15 protein-coding genes are annotated in these 15,214 nt (G+C 60.6%); 2 read left to right on the forward strand and 13 right to left on the reverse strand.

The features are described from left to right. Positions 1–259: 259 nt before the first annotated feature. The 6 genes from PSH57_RS00520 to PSH57_RS00545 form a co-directional block, all read right to left on the reverse strand. On the reverse strand, positions 260–622 hold the full coding sequence (locus PSH57_RS00520; protein WP_305387192.1) for a DUF6124 family protein: 363 nt from the start codon (positions 620–622) through the stop codon (positions 260–262). Between the two features lie 933 nt (positions 623–1,555). Beyond that, positions 1,556–2,191 carry an SCO family protein gene (locus PSH57_RS00525; RefSeq protein WP_305387194.1) on the reverse strand — a complete coding sequence of 212 codons (636 nt, stop codon included), beginning with the start codon at positions 2,189–2,191 and terminating at the stop codon, positions 1,556–1,558. Then, positions 2,188–3,087 (reverse strand): heme o synthase, encoded by a 900-nt coding sequence (gene cyoE, locus PSH57_RS00530; protein ID WP_305387195.1) that lies wholly within the window; start codon positions 3,085–3,087, stop codon positions 2,188–2,190. The genes PSH57_RS00525 and cyoE overlap by 4 nt, the downstream gene beginning before the upstream one ends. Then, on the reverse strand, positions 3,075–4,154 hold the full coding sequence (locus PSH57_RS00535; protein WP_256229692.1) for a COX15/CtaA family protein: 1,080 nt from the start codon (positions 4,152–4,154) through the stop codon (positions 3,075–3,077). The genes cyoE and PSH57_RS00535 overlap by 13 nt, the downstream gene beginning before the upstream one ends. Positions 4,155–4,164: 10 nt before the next feature. Beyond that, entirely contained in the window at positions 4,165–4,758 is a 594-nt protein-coding gene (locus PSH57_RS00540; RefSeq protein ID WP_305387196.1) for a hypothetical protein, read from the reverse strand. Next, positions 4,724–5,461 (reverse strand): SURF1 family protein, encoded by a 738-nt coding sequence (locus tag PSH57_RS00545; protein WP_305387197.1) that lies wholly within the window; start codon positions 5,459–5,461, stop codon positions 4,724–4,726. The genes PSH57_RS00540 and PSH57_RS00545 overlap by 35 nt, the downstream gene beginning before the upstream one ends. A 71-nt stretch (positions 5,462–5,532) precedes the next feature. Between PSH57_RS00545 and PSH57_RS00550 the strand changes: the two genes are divergently transcribed. Beyond that, positions 5,533–5,736: a twin transmembrane helix small protein gene (locus PSH57_RS00550; protein ID WP_305387198.1), complete on the forward strand. Its 204-nt coding sequence runs from the start codon at positions 5,533–5,535 to the stop codon at positions 5,734–5,736. Between the two features lie 24 nt (positions 5,737–5,760). On the opposite strand, the gene PSH57_RS00555 is transcribed toward PSH57_RS00550, so the two are convergent. From PSH57_RS00555 to coxB, 4 genes are all read right to left on the reverse strand, one after another. Beyond that, complete coding sequence (locus tag PSH57_RS00555) at positions 5,761–6,648, reverse strand: cytochrome c oxidase subunit 3 (RefSeq protein WP_305387199.1); 888 nt, start codon at positions 6,646–6,648, stop codon at positions 5,761–5,763. A gap of 24 nt (positions 6,649–6,672) precedes the next feature. Next, positions 6,673–7,224 (reverse strand): cytochrome c oxidase assembly protein, encoded by a 552-nt coding sequence (locus PSH57_RS00560; protein ID WP_305387200.1) that lies wholly within the window; start codon positions 7,222–7,224, stop codon positions 6,673–6,675. A 117-nt stretch (positions 7,225–7,341) separates the two neighbouring features. Further along, on the reverse strand, positions 7,342–8,928 hold the full coding sequence (gene ctaD, locus PSH57_RS00565; RefSeq protein ID WP_047230053.1) for a cytochrome c oxidase subunit I: 1,587 nt from the start codon (positions 8,926–8,928) through the stop codon (positions 7,342–7,344). Between the two features lie 82 nt (positions 8,929–9,010). Further along, positions 9,011–10,138 (reverse strand): cytochrome c oxidase subunit II, encoded by a 1,128-nt coding sequence (coxB, locus tag PSH57_RS00570; RefSeq protein WP_305387201.1) that lies wholly within the window; start codon positions 10,136–10,138, stop codon positions 9,011–9,013. A gap of 373 nt (positions 10,139–10,511) precedes the next feature. Here coxB and PSH57_RS00575 point away from each other — a divergent pair, with 373 nt between their 5' ends. Then, positions 10,512–11,162, forward strand: coding sequence for a hypothetical protein (locus tag PSH57_RS00575; RefSeq protein ID WP_305387202.1), 651 nt, complete (start codon positions 10,512–10,514; stop codon positions 11,160–11,162). 303 nt (positions 11,163–11,465) lie between these two features. Here PSH57_RS00575 and PSH57_RS00580 read toward each other — a convergent pair whose 3' ends face one another. From PSH57_RS00580 to PSH57_RS00590, 3 genes are all read right to left on the reverse strand, one after another. Continuing rightward, complete coding sequence (locus PSH57_RS00580; protein ID WP_305387203.1) at positions 11,466–12,995, reverse strand: SulP family inorganic anion transporter; 1,530 nt, start codon at positions 12,993–12,995, stop codon at positions 11,466–11,468. Positions 12,996–13,088: 93 nt separating this feature from the next. Beyond that, a complete protein-coding gene (locus tag PSH57_RS00585) occupies positions 13,089–13,820 on the reverse strand; it encodes a carbonic anhydrase (protein WP_305387204.1) in 732 nt (243 codons plus the stop codon). A 196-nt stretch (positions 13,821–14,016) separates the two neighbouring features. Continuing rightward, on the reverse strand, positions 14,017–15,075 hold the full coding sequence (locus PSH57_RS00590; protein ID WP_305387205.1) for a PA0069 family radical SAM protein: 1,059 nt from the start codon (positions 15,073–15,075) through the stop codon (positions 14,017–14,019). Positions 15,076–15,214: the final 139 nt, after the last annotated feature.

Consider the following 15,214-nt stretch of genomic DNA (forward strand, 5'->3'; position numbering starts at 1 on the left):
CTCCGACGGTTTGTTCAGAGTGATCTGGTGATGCCTAGCGTTCGCGGCCTCACATGGGACCGTCGGTTTGCAGCGAATGGTCAGGAATCAAGCCAGTCAAGTATTTCCTAGAAACAGCGGCATGGCCTCCGTGGAGATTAGAAAGCCTTTGGCAGTGTGTCCACAGCCTGCCTTTGGCCGTTTTCGGCCACTCTAGGAGGACGGAGGCAAAAAGGAACCCGGCGCAGCACGCCGGGTTTTTCCATTGGCAAACCTTTACCTACTGCCGCGGCTCCACGTTATCCAACACCCGATTCGCCAGCAACGAACTCAGCTCAATCAACTGCTGGATACCCTGCGCCACATGACGTCTCGAGCCATCCAGATCAAACGCCAGATCACTCACCATGGCATCGGCCGAAGCCAATGTCTCGCTGAGATTGGCGAGCAAGCATTCGTTATCGAGGCCTTTCACGACGGTGTATAGCTGGCCCGGTTTGGGGTCGTCTTGGGATTTATCCGGCTTTGGTAGCAAGTAGTGATCGAGCACGCGTTTGGTGGTTTCGTCTTGCTGCTTGGCTTTGGATTTTGCGGACGTGGAAGTGGAGTCTGTTCCTGGTGGGTTCGGCGTTACTTTGAACATTGGTGTGTTCCTATAATAGGCCGCACCATCTCGCTACTAAACGGAAGGGTGGCAGCTGTGCGCAAGTTAGTAGACCGGTAACACACCGAACCCGGCGCGCCCGAAGGCGCCATGCGCACAGCCACCATCAAGAACAGGCAAATGCCTGACTGATGAGACTTGTGCAACCGAGGTGTGAACCGGGCTACTAAACCCGACCACTGATGGGCAGTGGCAGGAAAGACAATAGAACCCAGGGAAAAAGCGCACAAGCGGGCGGATTCTGGCGTAGTTGTAGGCAAAGGCGCAAGGATGCGTGGCTTGGTGAAGGTGTGTAGGCAGGTTCTGTAGGAGCGGGGTTTTCCGGCGATGCGGGTGACTTGTTTTGGTCTGGAACCGCGTCGATTTCATCGCGAGCAAGCTTTACTCCCACAGGGGGCGGCATGTTCAACATTGATGCAAGCTGACCGGCCGCTTTCGCGAGCAGGCTCGCTCCCACAGGGGAGTTGGGTTGGATGCTGTATTTGTGAGCACCCCAGGTTGGATGTGGGGCAGTTGCTCGCGGAGGCACATTCAATATTGATGCAAGCTGACCGGCCGCTTTCGCGAGCAGGCTCGCTCCCACAGGGGAGTTGGGTTGGATGCTGTATTTGTGAGCACCCCAGGTTGGAGGTGGGGGTGGGCTTGCTCGCGGGGGTACATTCGGTTCTGATGCAAGCTGAGCCGACGCTTTCGCGAGCAAGCCCGCTCCCACAGAGAGAGTGGGGGCAGGAGGTCTCTCGCCCTGAACGCAGGCACCGCGTTGTGCCATGTTGATCGCATTGGGCTTTTGGGGGCTGCTGCGCAGCCCAGCGGGGATAAATCCCCTCGCCACAATGAGTTTCCCTACAACAATGAATTCCCCCACCACAATGAATCGGCACGGCTTAACTGAACGGCATGCCCTTGGAAGTGCTATTTACGCTTAAGCATCTCCGGCAACTGCGCCACCAGTTTCTGGTTATTCAACGGCGCACGAATAAACCCGCGTTGAGTACCGTCCGGTCCGATGACGGCGAGGTTGCCGCTGTGATCGACCGTGTAGTTGGGCTTGCTGGTGTCCGCCGGGATGAACGGAATGCTTACCGCGTTGGCGACCTTCTGCAGGTCTTCGATCGATGACGGGGTCAGGCCGATGAACTGCGGGTCGAAGTAGCCCAGGTACTGCTTGAGTTGCTTGGGCGTGTCGCGGTTCGGGTCGACGCTCACCAGTACGATCTGCAACTTATCCACAGCCTCCGGCGGCAGTTCGCTCTTGATCTGGCGCAGTTGGGCGAGGGTGGTCGGGCAGATGTCCGGGCAGAAGGTGTAGCCGAAGAACAGCAGGCTCCATTTGTCTTTCAACCCGTCCATCGCCACGGGCTGACCGTCCTGGTCGGTCATTTTCACGTCCGGCAGGTTGCGGCTCTGAGGCAGCAGGATGATGCCGGCGTCGATCAGCGCCGTGGGGTCGCCTTCGCCCTTGCCGGTCAGCACTTTATTGATGGTCAGGCCGAGGATCAGCGCGATCACGGCCACGAGAATGAAGACGGTTTTCTGGGTTCGAGTCATAGGCTCAACAGTAAGTAGTGATCTACAAGCAGGGCAATGAACAGCAGGAACAAGTACCAGATAGAGTACTTGAACGTGTTGATCGCCGCGTGCGGCCGACTGCCACGGTACAACACCACGGCCCATTGCAGAAACCTGGCGCCCAGCACGAGCGCGCACACCAGGTACAGCAAGCCGCTCATCTGGATCACAAAGGGCATCAGGCTCACCGCCAGCAACACCAGGGTGTACAGCAGGATATGGATCTTGGTGTAGTGCTCGCCATGGGTCACCGGCAGCATCGGGATATCCGCCTTGGCGTATTCCTCTTTGCGATGAATCGCCAGGGCCCAGAAATGCGGCGGGGTCCAGGCGAAGATGATCAGCACCAGCAGCAGCGGTTCGGCGCTGACATGACCCGTGGCGGCCACCCAGCCCAGCAACGGTGGCGCCGCGCCGGCCAGGCCGCCGATGACGATGTTCTGCGGCGTCGCCCGTTTGAGGAAGCCGGTGTAGATCACCGCATAACCGAGCAAGGAGGCCAGGGTCAGCCAGGCGGTCAGCGGGTTGGTGAACGCCAGCAACAGCGCTTGGCCGGCCACCGCCAGTGCCAGGGCGAAGGTCAGTGCGGCGGCCGGTGAGACGCGGCCTTCGGCCAGTGGGCGTTTATGGGTGCGGGCCATCACCGCATCGATACGCCGGTCCACCACATGGTTGACCGCCGCCGCGCCGCCGGCACACAGGGCGATGCCCAGGTTGCCGAACACCAGCACCGTCCACGGCACACCGGCGCGGGTGGCGAGGAACATGCCCACCAGCGAGGTGATCAGCATCAGCACCACCACTTTGGGCTTGGTCAGCTCCAGATAATCGCGCCAGATCGCCTGGCTGTGGCGTTCACCTATCAGGGTTGCCATGGCATCTCTCCTTTTATTGTGAGGGGGCTGGCGCTGTGTTTATGCGCATTGAAGCGCCAGCGCAGCGGGATTTGATGCTTGACCCGGACCAGGCTGGTACGGGCGTGATAATTGACCAGCACCAGGCTCAACAACAGCGCGGCGCCTCCGGCGTTGTGGGCCACGGCGACTGGCAGCGGCAGGTGGAACAGCACGTTGCTGATGCCCAGGCTGATCTGGGCTGCCAGGGCCACCAACACCAGCCCCGCCAGGCGTGTCATGCCGACGGTCTTCAATTGCCAGGCCAGCCCCAACAGCACCACCGTCACCAGCAACGCGCCGATACGGTGGGTCAAGTGAATGGCGGTGCGCGCATCGCTGTCGAGCTGGCCGCCCAGGTAGTTCGGGCCAATGTGCTGGGTCAGATGAAAGCCGTTGGCAAAATCCGCCGGGGGCAGCCATTGCCCGTGGCAAGTCGGAAAATCAATGCAGGCTACGGCGGCGTAATTGGAACTGACCCAACCGCCGAGGGCGATCTGGCCGATCACCAGCAGTAACCCGGCGGTGGCCCAATGTTGCAGACGCTTGGGCACGGTCAGCGCCGGCAACACGCCAGACAATCTCAACGTGAGCAGAAACAGCAGGCTGAGGGTCGCGAACCCGCCCAGCAAATGCCCGGTTACCACTTGCGGCCACAGCTTGAGGGTCACGGTCCACATGCCGAACGCCGCCTGGGCAAACACCACGGCTAGCAGAAACAGCGGCAGCTTCAAGGGCAGGCCCGGGTGACGCCGGTTCATCCAGGCCCGAGCAGCCAGCACCGTAATCATCAGCCCCAACAGGCCGGCGAAGTAGCGATGGACCATCTCGTTCCAGCCCTTGTGGGCTTCCACCGGGGCGTCGGGAAAGTGCAGTTCGGCATGGGCCAGTTGGGCTTCGCTCTTGGGTACGCTGATGAAACCGTAGCAACCGGGCCAGTCCGGGCAGCCGAGGCCGGCGTGGGTGAGCCGGGTGTAGGCGCCCAGTAATACGACGATCAGTGCCAGCAACGTGGCAAACAGCGCGAGGCGAAATCCAGGTTTGGCCATGTCGTTGCCCTCATCCGATGTTCGACAGTTTCAACAGATGTCGCAGGTCGTTGAGCAGTGCCTTGCCCTTGATCCGGGCGTCATAGCGCAGCACCAGGTTGCTGTGGGGATCGATGATCCACAGCTGCGCTTCCCCGCTGCCTTGGGCGCCTTTCTGGTAGGCCGGCAGGTCCAGCGGGTAGCGTTGCAGTTGGGGGTATTCGCGTTGCAACTGGGCGTCGTATTCCGCGTCCAGCGGCTGGGCGATGGCCAGGGCATGGCTGGCGCGGGAGGCGTCGCGGCCCAGGCCGATCTGCACCTGACGGGCCAGGTAGACCAGTTGCCGGCAATCGGCCGAACATGCCTGCGGCGCCGTGACCAGGATCTGCCAGCGCTGCTCATCGGCCTGTACGCCAATCTCGGCGCGGGTCTGGCCGTTGCCGATCAGTTCGCCGTGGTAGCTGCGGTTTTCCGGGACCCAGAACTGGAATTTGTACATGCCGGTGGCCAGGATCATCGGGCCGATCACCCCGAGCAGGATCAGCAGCAGTTGCAGGCGACCCTTGCGACGGTTGCGCGCCGTAGGTGCCTCAGACGTGTTGGTTGGATTCATGGTGGTTCCCATGCTGTCTCCCTGCGTTGTGCCATCCGAGATAAAGGAAAAGGCCGAACAGCGCCGCCGCCATGGCGAACCACTGCACGGCATAGCCGAGGTGTTTTTCCGGCCCCATGGCCACTACCGGCCAATCGGTCCGATAGGCGCCGGGGCCACTTTGCTGGCGTAATTGGTAGGCGTAACCGTTGCGGCCCAGTTCGGCCCAGAGTTTGTCCGGTTCGACGGCGGTCACCAGTCGCGGCCACGGCGCGTCGGCCGGGTCGGCGTGGAGCTGGAACGTGGTGCCCGGAGCAACGTAGACCCAGGCTTGAAGGTTCACCGCTTGTTCGGGGGTGCTGAAGACCGGCGGCGTGCGGCGGTCAGGCCAGGGCAACCAGCCGCGATTGACCAGCAGCCAGAGCCCGGTCTCCTGGTCGAGAAAGGGTTGTAGCAACTCCACGCCGACCTTGCCGTCGTGCTGGCGGTTATCCAGCAGGATGCTGTGGTCGGCGTCGAACTGGCCCCGCAGGCTGACCGGCCGAAAGGCCGGGTCCGCCGTCTCTTGCAACTCGACGCTGGCCATCGGCTGCGCCACGCGGCGTTCGGCGTAACTGTCCATGAGTACGCGCTTTTGTTCGCCCCGGCTCAATTGCCAGAACCCCAGGCACACCATCACCGGCAACAGAACCGCTACCACCAGTGACGGCACGACGCCTGGTCGGAAGCCCTTCATGGCGCCGTTCCAAAGCTGTCGAACGAGATAGCTATACTCACGTGCATCGCGTCCCCCCCGGAGTGTCCCTAATGCTAAAAGCAGCCATCGCCCTGATGCTGATTGCCACGATTGCGAGCCTGTTCAGCGGCCTGTTTTTTCTGGTCAAGGACGAAAGCGATTCCAATCGCCTGGTCATCGCCCTGACGGTTCGGGTCAGCTTGGCCGCCATCACCGTCGGCTTGATCGCCTGGGGCTTTTTCAGCGGCCAGTTGGTGTCGCATGCTCCTTGGTAAAGAGCCGCCTTGGTAACGGTTGCCTCAGAGTATGTAGACGAAGAAGAACAAGCCGATCCACACCACATCGACGAAGTGCCAGTACCAGCTCGCGGCCTCGAAGCCGAACTGGTGTTCGTTGTCGAAATGCCCACGCATGACGCGCATAAGCATCACAAACAAAATGATCGTGCCGATGGTGACGTGAGCGCCGTGGAAACCGGTGAGCATGAAGAACGTTGCGCCATAGATTCCCGAGCCCAACGTCAGGCCCAGCTCTTTATAGGCGTGGATGTATTCCTCGGCCTGGAAGCCCAGGAAGGCGCAACCCAGCAGCACGGTGATCGCCAGCCAGATTTTCAGCGCACCGCGATGGCCTTTTTTCAGGGCATGGTGGGCGATGGTCACGGTGACGCTGGAACTGACCAGCAGGATGGTATTGAGCAGCGGCAAGCCCCAAGGGCTGATTACATCCTTGGGCGGCGGGAAGAGCTTGGGGTCGGGGTTGTTCAGCAACGGCCAGACGTATTCGAAGTTCGGCCAAAGCATCTCCGACAGGCCCTTGCTGCCTTCACCGGCCAAGCCCGGCGCCGAGATCATGCGCACATAGAACAGCGCGCCGAAGAAGGCGACGAAGAACATCACTTCGGAGAAGATGAACCAGCTCATGCCCCAGCGAAACGAGCGGTCGAGCTGCGCACTGTAGAGCCCGGCGCGACTTTCCTTGATCACCGCGCCGAACCAGCCGAATAGCATGTAGGCCAACAGCAGGCCGCCAACGAAGAAGATCAGCGGGCCGTTGGAGTCGGGCCGGTCAGCCTTCAGGTCGTTGAACCAGGTCGCCAGGCCGTACACCGTGACGAACATCCCGACGGTGGCGATGATCGGCCATTTACTCTGGGCCGGAACGTAATAGTGCTCGTGAGTTGCCATTTATTGTTCTCCTTATCGGGCACGCTATCGGTCAGTGTTTACAGCCACCGGTGGATGACGAGCGGTGATATCGAACAGCGTGTAGGACAGCGTCAGGTGCTTCACTTCCTTGGGCATGTCCCGGTCAACGATGAAGCGCATGGGCATTTCGATACGTTCACCGGGTTGCAGCACTTGCTGGGTAAAACAAAAGCATTCGGTCTTGTGGAAATAGGCCGCCGCGTTGCTCGGCGCGATGCTGGGCACTGCTTGGGCGCTCATCGGCCGATCGGTGGGGTTGTGGGCAACGAACACCATCTCGTTCACGGCCCCCGGCTGAACCACCAGTTCATCGCCCTTGGGGTAGAAATCCCAGACCATGTCCACCGAGTTGGTCGACAGGAACTGCACGCGCACCTGGCGCGATTCATCCACGGTTTGCTCGCCTTCGTACTGCCCGGCGGTCTTGCCGTTGATGCCGAAGGCCTTGCACATCACGTCGTAGATCGGCACCAGGGCAAACCCGAAGACAAACATCGCCACCACCACCAGCAACAGGCGCGTGACCAGTTTTTTCAGCGAAATCGAGTCAGCCATGATTTCCAATCCTCACCGGGAACCCTGTGGGAGCGAGCCTGCTCGCGATGCAGGCAACGCGGTGTGCCTGTTCTACCGCTATCGCGAGCAGGCTCGCTCCCACAAAAGCTTGCGTGTTCATTTCACTTCCGGCGGCGTAGTGAAGGTGTGATACGGCGCCGGTGAAGGCACGCTCCACTCCAACCCCTCAGCCCCATCCCACGGCTTGGCCGGAGCCGGTTCGCCGCCGCGGATGGTCTTGATCACGATGAACAGGAAGAACAACTGCGTGGTGCCGAACATGAACGCGCCGATGGACGAGACCATGTTGAAGTCGGCGAACTGCAGGTTGTAGTCCGGGATCCGCCGGGGCATGCCCGCCAGGCCGACGAAGTGCATCGGGAAGAACGCCAGGTTCATGCCGACGAAGGACAGCCAGAAGTGCAGCTTGCCGAGGGTTTCGTCGTACATGTGGCCGGTCCATTTCGGCAGCCAGTAGTAGGCCGAGGCGAAGATCCCGAAGATCGCGCCGGGCACCAGCACATAGTGGAAGTGCGCGACCACGAAATAGGTGTCCTGGTACTGGAAGTCCGCCGGGGCGATGGCCAGCATCAGCCCGGAGAAGCCGCCGATGGAAAACAGGATCACGAACGCTACGGCAAACAGCATCGGCGTCTCGAAGGTCAGCGAGCCTTGCCACATGGTGCTGGCCCAGTTGAACACCTTCACCCCGGTGGGCACGGCAATCAGCAGGGTGGCGTACATGAAGAACAGCTCGCCCACCAGCGGAATGCCCACCACGAACATGTGGTGCGCCCAGACGATGAACGACAGGAACGCAATGGCCGCGGTGGCATAGACCATGGAGGTGTAGCCGAACAACGGTTTGCGCGAGAAGGCCGGGATGATCGAGCTGACGGCACCGAAGGCCGGCAGGATCATGATGTACACCTCGGGATGGCCGAAGAACCAGAACACGTGCTGGAACAGCACCGGGTCACCGCCGCCGGCAGCACTGAAGAAGCTGGTGCCGAAGTGGATGTCCATCAGCATCATCGTCACGCAGCCGGCCAGCACCGGCATCACTGCGATCAGCAGGAACGCGGTGATCAGCCAGGTCCAGACGAACAGCGGCATTTTCATCAGTGTCATGCCGGGGGCGCGCAGGTTGAGGATGGTGGCGACCACGTTGATCGCGCCCATGATCGAGCTGATGCCCATCAGGTGGATGGCAAAGATAAAGAACGTCACGCTTTCCGGCGCATAGGTGGTGGACAGCGGCGCGTAGAAGGTCCAGCCGAAGTTCGGCCCGCCGCCGGGGGTGAACAGCGTCGACACCAGCATCAGGAATGCCGCCGGCAACAACCAGAAACTGAAGTTGTTCATGCGCGGCAGGGCCATGTCCGGCGCCCCGATCATCAGCGGAATCATCCAGTTGGCCAGGCCGACGAAGGCCGGCATCACCGCGCCGAAGACCATCACCAGGCCATGCATGGTGGTCATCTGGTTGAAGAACTCCGGCTGCACGATCTGCAGGCCGGGCTGGAACAGCTCGGCGCGGATCACCATGGCGAACGAGCCGCCCAGCAGGAACATGGAGAACGCGAACCACAGGTACAGCGTGCCGATATCCTTGTGGTTGGTGGTCAGTACCCAGCGCATCAGCCCTTTGGCGGGGCCGTGGGCGTGGTCGGCATGACCGTGGTCATCGATCACAGCACTCATGTCCTGTCTCCTTCGAACGAGTGGGCTGGGCGGCGCGCGGCTGTGAGCGGCGACCGGTTGCGGGAACAAACGTCAGGCCGGCTCATTGGCTTTCTGCCTGTTTGAGTTCCAGCACTTCTTTAGGCGTAACCATGTCGCCCTTGTTGTTGCCCCAGGCGTTACGTTCATAGGTCACGACCGCGGCGATATCGACTTCCGACAATTGTTTGCCGAACGCCGCCATGGAGGTGCCCGGTTTGCCGTGGAAGACAATGTTCAGGTGATCCTTGATCGGCCCGGTGGCGATTTTCGAGCCCTTGAGGGCCGGGAACATCGGCGGCAGGCCCTGGCCTTCGGCCTGGTGACAGGCCACGCAGGTGGTGTGATAGACCTTGTCGCCACGCTCGATAAGCTCTTGCAGGGTCCATTCCTTGCTGGTCAGCTCTTTGAGCTGCGCCGCTTCGGCCTTGCGCTCGGCCAGCCATGCTTCATAGTCGGGCTTGCTCTTGACCTCGACCACGATGGGCATGAACCCGTGGTCCTTGCCGCACAGTTCGGCGCACTGGCCGCGATACAGGCCGGGCTTGTCGACGCGGGTCCAGGCTTCGTTGACGAAGCCTGGAATCGCATCGCGCTTGACCGCAAACGCCGGCACCCACCAGGAGTGGATCACGTCGGCGGAGGTCACCAGAAAGCGCACCTTGGCATCGACCGGCAGCACCAGCGGCTTGTCGACTTCCAACAGGTAATGTTCGCCCTTGGCGCTCTGGTTATTGATTTGTTCGGCGGGGGTGGCCAGGTTGCTGAAGAACTCGACGTCCTGCCCCAGGTACTTGTAGTGCCACTTCCACTGATAGCCGGTGACCTGGATATCGATGTCCGACTCGCTGGAGTCGTACATCTTGATCAGCGTCGCGGTGGCGGGAACCGCCATTGCAACCAGGATCAGGAAGGGCACGATGGTCCAGAGGATTTCGACGCGGGTGTTTTCGTGGAAATTGGCCGCATTTTGGCCGGTTGAGCGGCGGTGCATTATCATCGACCAGAACATGGCGCCGAAGACGATGATGCCGATCACTACACAGATCCAGAAGATGGTCATGTGCAGGTCGAACACTGCATTGCTGATCTGTGTCGCTCCAGGCGCCATATTCACAGTCCAGGCTGCTTGCGCCTGACTGAAAATCGACCACAACAGGAGGCCCATCCATACGTGTGGATGTCGCGTCATTGCGGGTTCCCCTTATCGTTCTTGTTATCCCGTCGGCGTAACGCCAGCGGCAAGGGATCGGCTACTTCAGACTACCAACTTGACTCGCCGCGCCTTGCTGCACATGCAATCGGGTGTCATCAGCTAACTCCATTCCAAACCGAGTATAGACAGCGACTGCAACCTCGCAACGCGATGGCGTAAATCGTTTGAAACAGGCAGGGCTTGCGCTAGAGCCCACGAATGGAGAAGGATGCGAACCTGAGTGATGGCAAACCGATATAACGGTGACGTATCAAGGACGAGCCAGTTATGAAAAATAGGTCTTAGGAGTGTTTTTGCGCCAGCTAAGTTATGTCTTCCTTATTTCATTGCCTTGTATCCTGGAGTTGTCATGAACACCGCCGCATTGCGCGAGCAGATCCAAAAAGCCCAACAACATGAGGCCGAGACCGGCCAACTGACGCGTCAGCTGGAAGCTCAGCTGCCGAGCCTGCACGCCGCGATCCAACTGCCGGACATCGACGCCAAGGGCGTGATGACCCGTTTTGTCAGCGCGTATATCGAGCAAGTGCCCGACCTGCTGGACGCAGCCAACGAGGTGGCCCGCGAAGCCGGCATCGAATCGCAGATCAAGCCGGTGCTGAAAATCGCCGAGCAGTTTTTCCTCCAGCCACCCAAGGTCATGGAGGGTCACGTTGGCCTGGACAGCCTGCTGGATGAAGCCTACCTAGCCCATCGGCTGGTGGAGGAGGTCAACGACCTGTACATCAAGCACTTCGGCCAGCCCTTGATTCCGTTGGATATGACGGTGGCCAACCTGATCGCTCACCATTTGATCGGCGAACCCTTTGCCAATCAGCTCGATGAAGCCGTGCATCATGCGGTAGATGAAATGCTCGACGAAGACAGCTTTGCGCTGGAGTCGGTGGAGTCTTACCGGGAAAAACTCAGCAACCCGGACACCGGCGCTGCCTGGAAGCGCTGGCCGTGCCTGTCGCGGCAGTTGGGAGTGGGGCTGGAGCTGGATCAGCCGGCGGCTTGATCCATCAGGAAAACCTGTAACCCCTGTGGGAGCGGGCTTGCTCGCGAAAGCGCAGTGTCAGGCAGCATTTAGCCAACTGATCCACCGCCTTCGCGCTCCCACATTGGATCTGTGGCGTTCATCAATCACTTGCCCTACACCCAACCCCTGTGGGAGCGGGCTTGCTCGCGAAAGCGCAGTGTCAGACAGCATTTAGCTAACTGATCCACCGCTTTCGCGAGCAAGTCCGCTCCCACATTGGATCTGTGGCGTTCATCAATCACCTGCCCTACACCCAACCCCTGTGGGAGCGGGCTTGAGATGTCAGGAAGCCGCTGCGCCAACCCCTACCGTGGTGCGCAAGCGCCCTTCCAGCCTGCGCTTGAGCCCGCGGGATTCGATCAACAGCTTCGAGCCCTTGCTGGCATTCGCCCGGCCCCATTCTTCCAGCAACTCCAGACACGAATGGTCGATGTAACTCAGGTTATTGAGCGGCACATGCACCGTCGCGCCTGGGGGAATGGTGCCCAGCACCTGGGTCAGTGCCGGCACCTTCAGGAAGGTTGCCGCCCCCACCAAGCGCAGCTCCATTTCACCGTCCCGGGGCAGGTCGATCAGGCTGATTTTCAGTCGCGAGGCTTTCCAGGCCAGTTTCGCCAGGGTCAGGCCGAAACCGATCAGCACGCCGGTCAGCAGGTCGGTGAAGATGATCGCCAGCGCCGTCGCGGCATAGGTGAACATCGGCATCCGGCCATAACGTCCCAGCCCGCGAAACGCCTTGAGATCCACCAGTTTGAAACCGGTGTACACCAACACGCCCGCCAGGCTCGCCACTGGAATGCTCTGGAGCACGCTGGACAGCAACAGCACAAAGAGTAACAGCCACAGGCCATGGAAAATCGTCGACATCCGCGTGGTCGCCCCGGCCTGGACATTGGCCGAACTGCGCACGATCACGCCGGTCATCGGCAGGGCGCCGAGCAGACCGCAGAGCATATTACCGATGCCCTGGGCGGACAGTTCCCGATCGAAATCCGCGCGTTCGCCGCTGTGCATGCGGTCCACGGCAGCGGCCGACAGCAGCGTTTCGGCGCTGGCGATGAAAGCGACAGCGAACGCAGCGATCAGCAACGTGGGGTCGGCCAGGTTCAGCAGGTCGGCCGGGCGCAGCCAATCGATGGCTTCGGCAAGGTTCTCCGGGACTTCCACACGTTTGACCTGTAAGGCCAACAGCAGGCTGGCAATGGTCGCCAGACCCACGCCGAGCAGGGCACCGGGAACAAAGCGCAAGCTGTGAGGGCGAAACTTTTCCCACAGCCACATCACCGCAATCGTCGACAAACCGAGCAGACCAGCCTGCCAGCCGAAGGACGGCAACGCCTGAGCCACTGCCGCAGGAAACGCCGCCAGATTATCCAGCCCTGACGGCTTAGGCACCGCGTCGAGCATCACATGGACCTGGGACAACACGATCAGCACACCGATACCCGCCAGCATCCCGTAGACCACCGCAGGCGCGGTCACCCGGAACCAGCAACCCAGGCGAAAGCGCCCGGCCAGCAACTGTAGAAGACCGGCCAGCAGCAGGATCGGCCCGAGCATCGCGACGCCGTGCTGGCGCACCAGTTCGAAGACCAGTACCGCCAACCCGGCGGCCGGGCCGCTGACTTGCAACTTGGACCCGGCCAGAAAACCCACAACCAGACCACCGATGATGCCGGTGATCAGCCCTTTGGCCGGTGGCAGGCCGGACGCGATGGCAATGCCCATGCACAAGGGCAGCGCCACCAGAAACACCACCACGGAAGCCAACAGCTCCCGTGGCAGAACAGCTTTTAATTGAGCAGCACGCATGGCGACTCTCCCGAAGTTTTCTTCAGGCATGGCAAGGCCCGACCGCTCAAATGGCAGGCTGGGCTTGGACCACGCAAGGATGTTTAGGAGTGGTTAGAAGCGCGCTTTAGGCGTCGCCACCGGTATCGGATGGCTGCCATCGAGCGGCAGGAAACAGCCCTGGTCCGCGTCGTAGGCTTTGATCTCGCTGGTCTCGATGTTGTACACCCAGCCATGGATGAACAACTGGCCGTTGGCCATGCGAGAAGCGACCGAGGGATGTGTTCGCAAATGCTGCAACTGCGCGATCACGTTCTCTTCGGTGAGGATAGGCATGATTTGTTTTTCGTCGCCGCACGGGCAGTTGTCATGGACCATGGTCTTGGCCACTTCGGCGTGGCGCAACCAGGCTTTGACCGTGGGCATTTTTTCCAGGGTGTCGGGATTCAACACTGCACGCATGGCGCCGCAGTCGGAGTGACCACAGACGATGATGTGCTGCACTCCGAGGGCCAGCACGGCGTATTCGATGGCGGTAGAGACGCCGCCGTTCATCTGCCCGTATGGCGGAACGACGTTGCCGACGTTGCGGGTCACGAACAGGTCGCCCGGGGAGCTATGGGTAATCAGCTCGGGCACGATGCGCGAATCGGCGCAGGTGATGAACATCGCCCTGGGCGCTTGCGCGGTGGCGAGTTTCTTGAAGAGTTCTTCCTGCTGCGGAAAGATTTCGTGATGGAAATGCAAAAAGCCGTCAACAATATGCTGCAGCGCTGCATCGGCGGTTTCCGCCGCGGGTTGGGCTGAAGCCGACGCAGCCAACGGCTGTTTATCCTTGTCACTCATGATTCATCCTCTATAGCGCCAGTGGCTGGTTAAAAAACATCCAGGTCGAGGTGTTCGACCTGTCAGTCACTCGATGAACAAGGTAGCGGCCGAAACTTAACTCAAACTGAATCAAAGGCTCTAGAACAACGATTACAGGTGTGACCGGGAGCGCAAGTGCCGGTCATGCCAGCCCATGCCCCACGTTCAACTTTAATCAAATCAAAGACATCTGTCGGCCCGGCGGACAAAAGGCATTGCAATCGAGATTGTAGCCTTCCCGACGCTCTAGCCCCAGACGCTTGAGCGCCTTGGCGAAACGCTGGGCCAGCAGGTCGGCGAACGGGCCTTCGCCACGCATCCGAGAACCGAAGCGGCTGTCATACAGTTCGCCGCCACGGCTCTGGCGAACCAGGCTCAGCACATGAGCGGCGCGTTGCGGGTAGTGCGCTTGTAACCATTCTTCGAACAGCGGCGCGACCTCCAATGGCAGGCGCAACATGATGTATGAGGCACTCTGCGCACCGGCGGCATGGGCCTCGGCCAGCAGGTTTTCGATCTCGCTGTCGTTGATCATCGGGATCATCGGCGAACACAGCACCCCCACGGGAATGCCCGCCTCGCGCATGACCTTGATCGCCCGCAACCGCGCCTTGGGCGCCGCCGCGCGCGGTTCGAGGATGCGCTTGAGTTCATCGTCCAGGGTGGTGAGGCTGATCATGACCTTGACCAGGCGCTGTTGCGCCAGCTCGGTCAGCAGGTCCAGGTCGCGCAGAATCAGCGAGCCTTTGGTGACGATGGTCACCGGATGACGGTAGCGCAGCAGCACTTCGAGAATCCGGCGAGTAATGCGATGTTCGCGCTCGATGGGCTGGTAAGGGTCGGTATTGGAACCCAGATTGATCGGCGCGCATTGATAACCGCGCCTGGACAGCTGCTCCTCCAGCACATCGGCGGCATTGGTCTTGGCGATCAGTCTGGTTTCGAAATCCAGCCCGGGCGACATGTCCCAGTAAGCATGGCTGGGCCGCGCATAGCAGTAGATACAGCCATGTTCACAGCCTCGGTAAGGATTGATGGAGCGGTCGAAAGGCAGATCCGGCGAGGTGTTGCGGGTGATGATGGTCTTGGCCGTTTCGATCCGCACTTCGGTGCCTTGGGTCGGCGGTACTTCCTGATACCAGCCATCATCTTCGACCACCGAGCGACTCGGGGCGAAGCGGTTGTGCGGGTTGGTGGCGGTGCCACGGCCACGGGGCGGAAGAGAGATGGACATTGGAATGCTCCGTTGCTGTATGTGCATACAGTATTCGCTGGAGTTGAATTAGACCAGCGCCGTTCAGCAGCCCACCGCTATGGGTCTTGTTCACGTTGTGTTGACGTCTTGCTCACAGGCCTTTAACCGGCTCGTGCCG

The organism is Pseudomonas hefeiensis, from assembly GCF_030687835.1.
GTDB classification, from domain to species: Bacteria; Pseudomonadota; Gammaproteobacteria; order Pseudomonadales; family Pseudomonadaceae; genus Aquipseudomonas; species Aquipseudomonas hefeiensis.

Excerpts from the sequence above, each read along its gene's own strand:
- PSH57_RS00560 (WP_305387200.1), bottom strand. The coding sequence starts at position 7,224 with ATGGCTGACTCGATTTCGCTGAAAAAACTGGTCACGCGCCTGTTGCTG.
- PSH57_RS00545 (WP_305387197.1), bottom strand. The coding sequence starts at position 5,461 with ATGAAGGGCTTCCGACCAGGCGTCGTGCCGTCACTGGTGGTAGCGGTT.
- PSH57_RS00555 (WP_305387199.1), bottom strand. The coding sequence starts at position 6,648 with ATGGCAACTCACGAGCACTATTACGTTCCGGCCCAGAGTAAATGGCCG.
- PSH57_RS00520 (WP_305387192.1), bottom strand. The coding sequence starts at position 622 with ATGTTCAAAGTAACGCCGAACCCACCAGGAACAGACTCCACTTCCACG.
- PSH57_RS00525 (WP_305387194.1), bottom strand. The coding sequence starts at position 2,191 with ATGACTCGAACCCAGAAAACCGTCTTCATTCTCGTGGCCGTGATCGCG.
- ctaD (WP_047230053.1), bottom strand. The coding sequence starts at position 8,928 with ATGAGTGCTGTGATCGATGACCACGGTCATGCCGACCACGCCCACGGC.
- PSH57_RS00575 (WP_305387202.1), top strand. The coding sequence starts at position 10,512 with ATGAACACCGCCGCATTGCGCGAGCAGATCCAAAAAGCCCAACAACAT.
- PSH57_RS00585 (WP_305387204.1), bottom strand. The coding sequence starts at position 13,820 with ATGAGTGACAAGGATAAACAGCCGTTGGCTGCGTCGGCTTCAGCCCAA.
- cyoE (WP_305387195.1), bottom strand. The coding sequence starts at position 3,087 with ATGGCAACCCTGATAGGTGAACGCCACAGCCAGGCGATCTGGCGCGAT.
- PSH57_RS00580 (WP_305387203.1), bottom strand. The coding sequence starts at position 12,995 with ATGCGTGCTGCTCAATTAAAAGCTGTTCTGCCACGGGAGCTGTTGGCT.
- PSH57_RS00540 (WP_305387196.1), bottom strand. The coding sequence starts at position 4,758 with ATGGGAACCACCATGAATCCAACCAACACGTCTGAGGCACCTACGGCG.
- PSH57_RS00550 (WP_305387198.1), top strand. The coding sequence starts at position 5,533 with ATGCTAAAAGCAGCCATCGCCCTGATGCTGATTGCCACGATTGCGAGC.
- PSH57_RS00590 (WP_305387205.1), bottom strand. The coding sequence starts at position 15,075 with ATGTCCATCTCTCTTCCGCCCCGTGGCCGTGGCACCGCCACCAACCCG.
- coxB (WP_305387201.1), bottom strand. The coding sequence starts at position 10,138 with ATGACGCGACATCCACACGTATGGATGGGCCTCCTGTTGTGGTCGATT.
- PSH57_RS00535 (WP_256229692.1), bottom strand. The coding sequence starts at position 4,154 with ATGGCCAAACCTGGATTTCGCCTCGCGCTGTTTGCCACGTTGCTGGCA.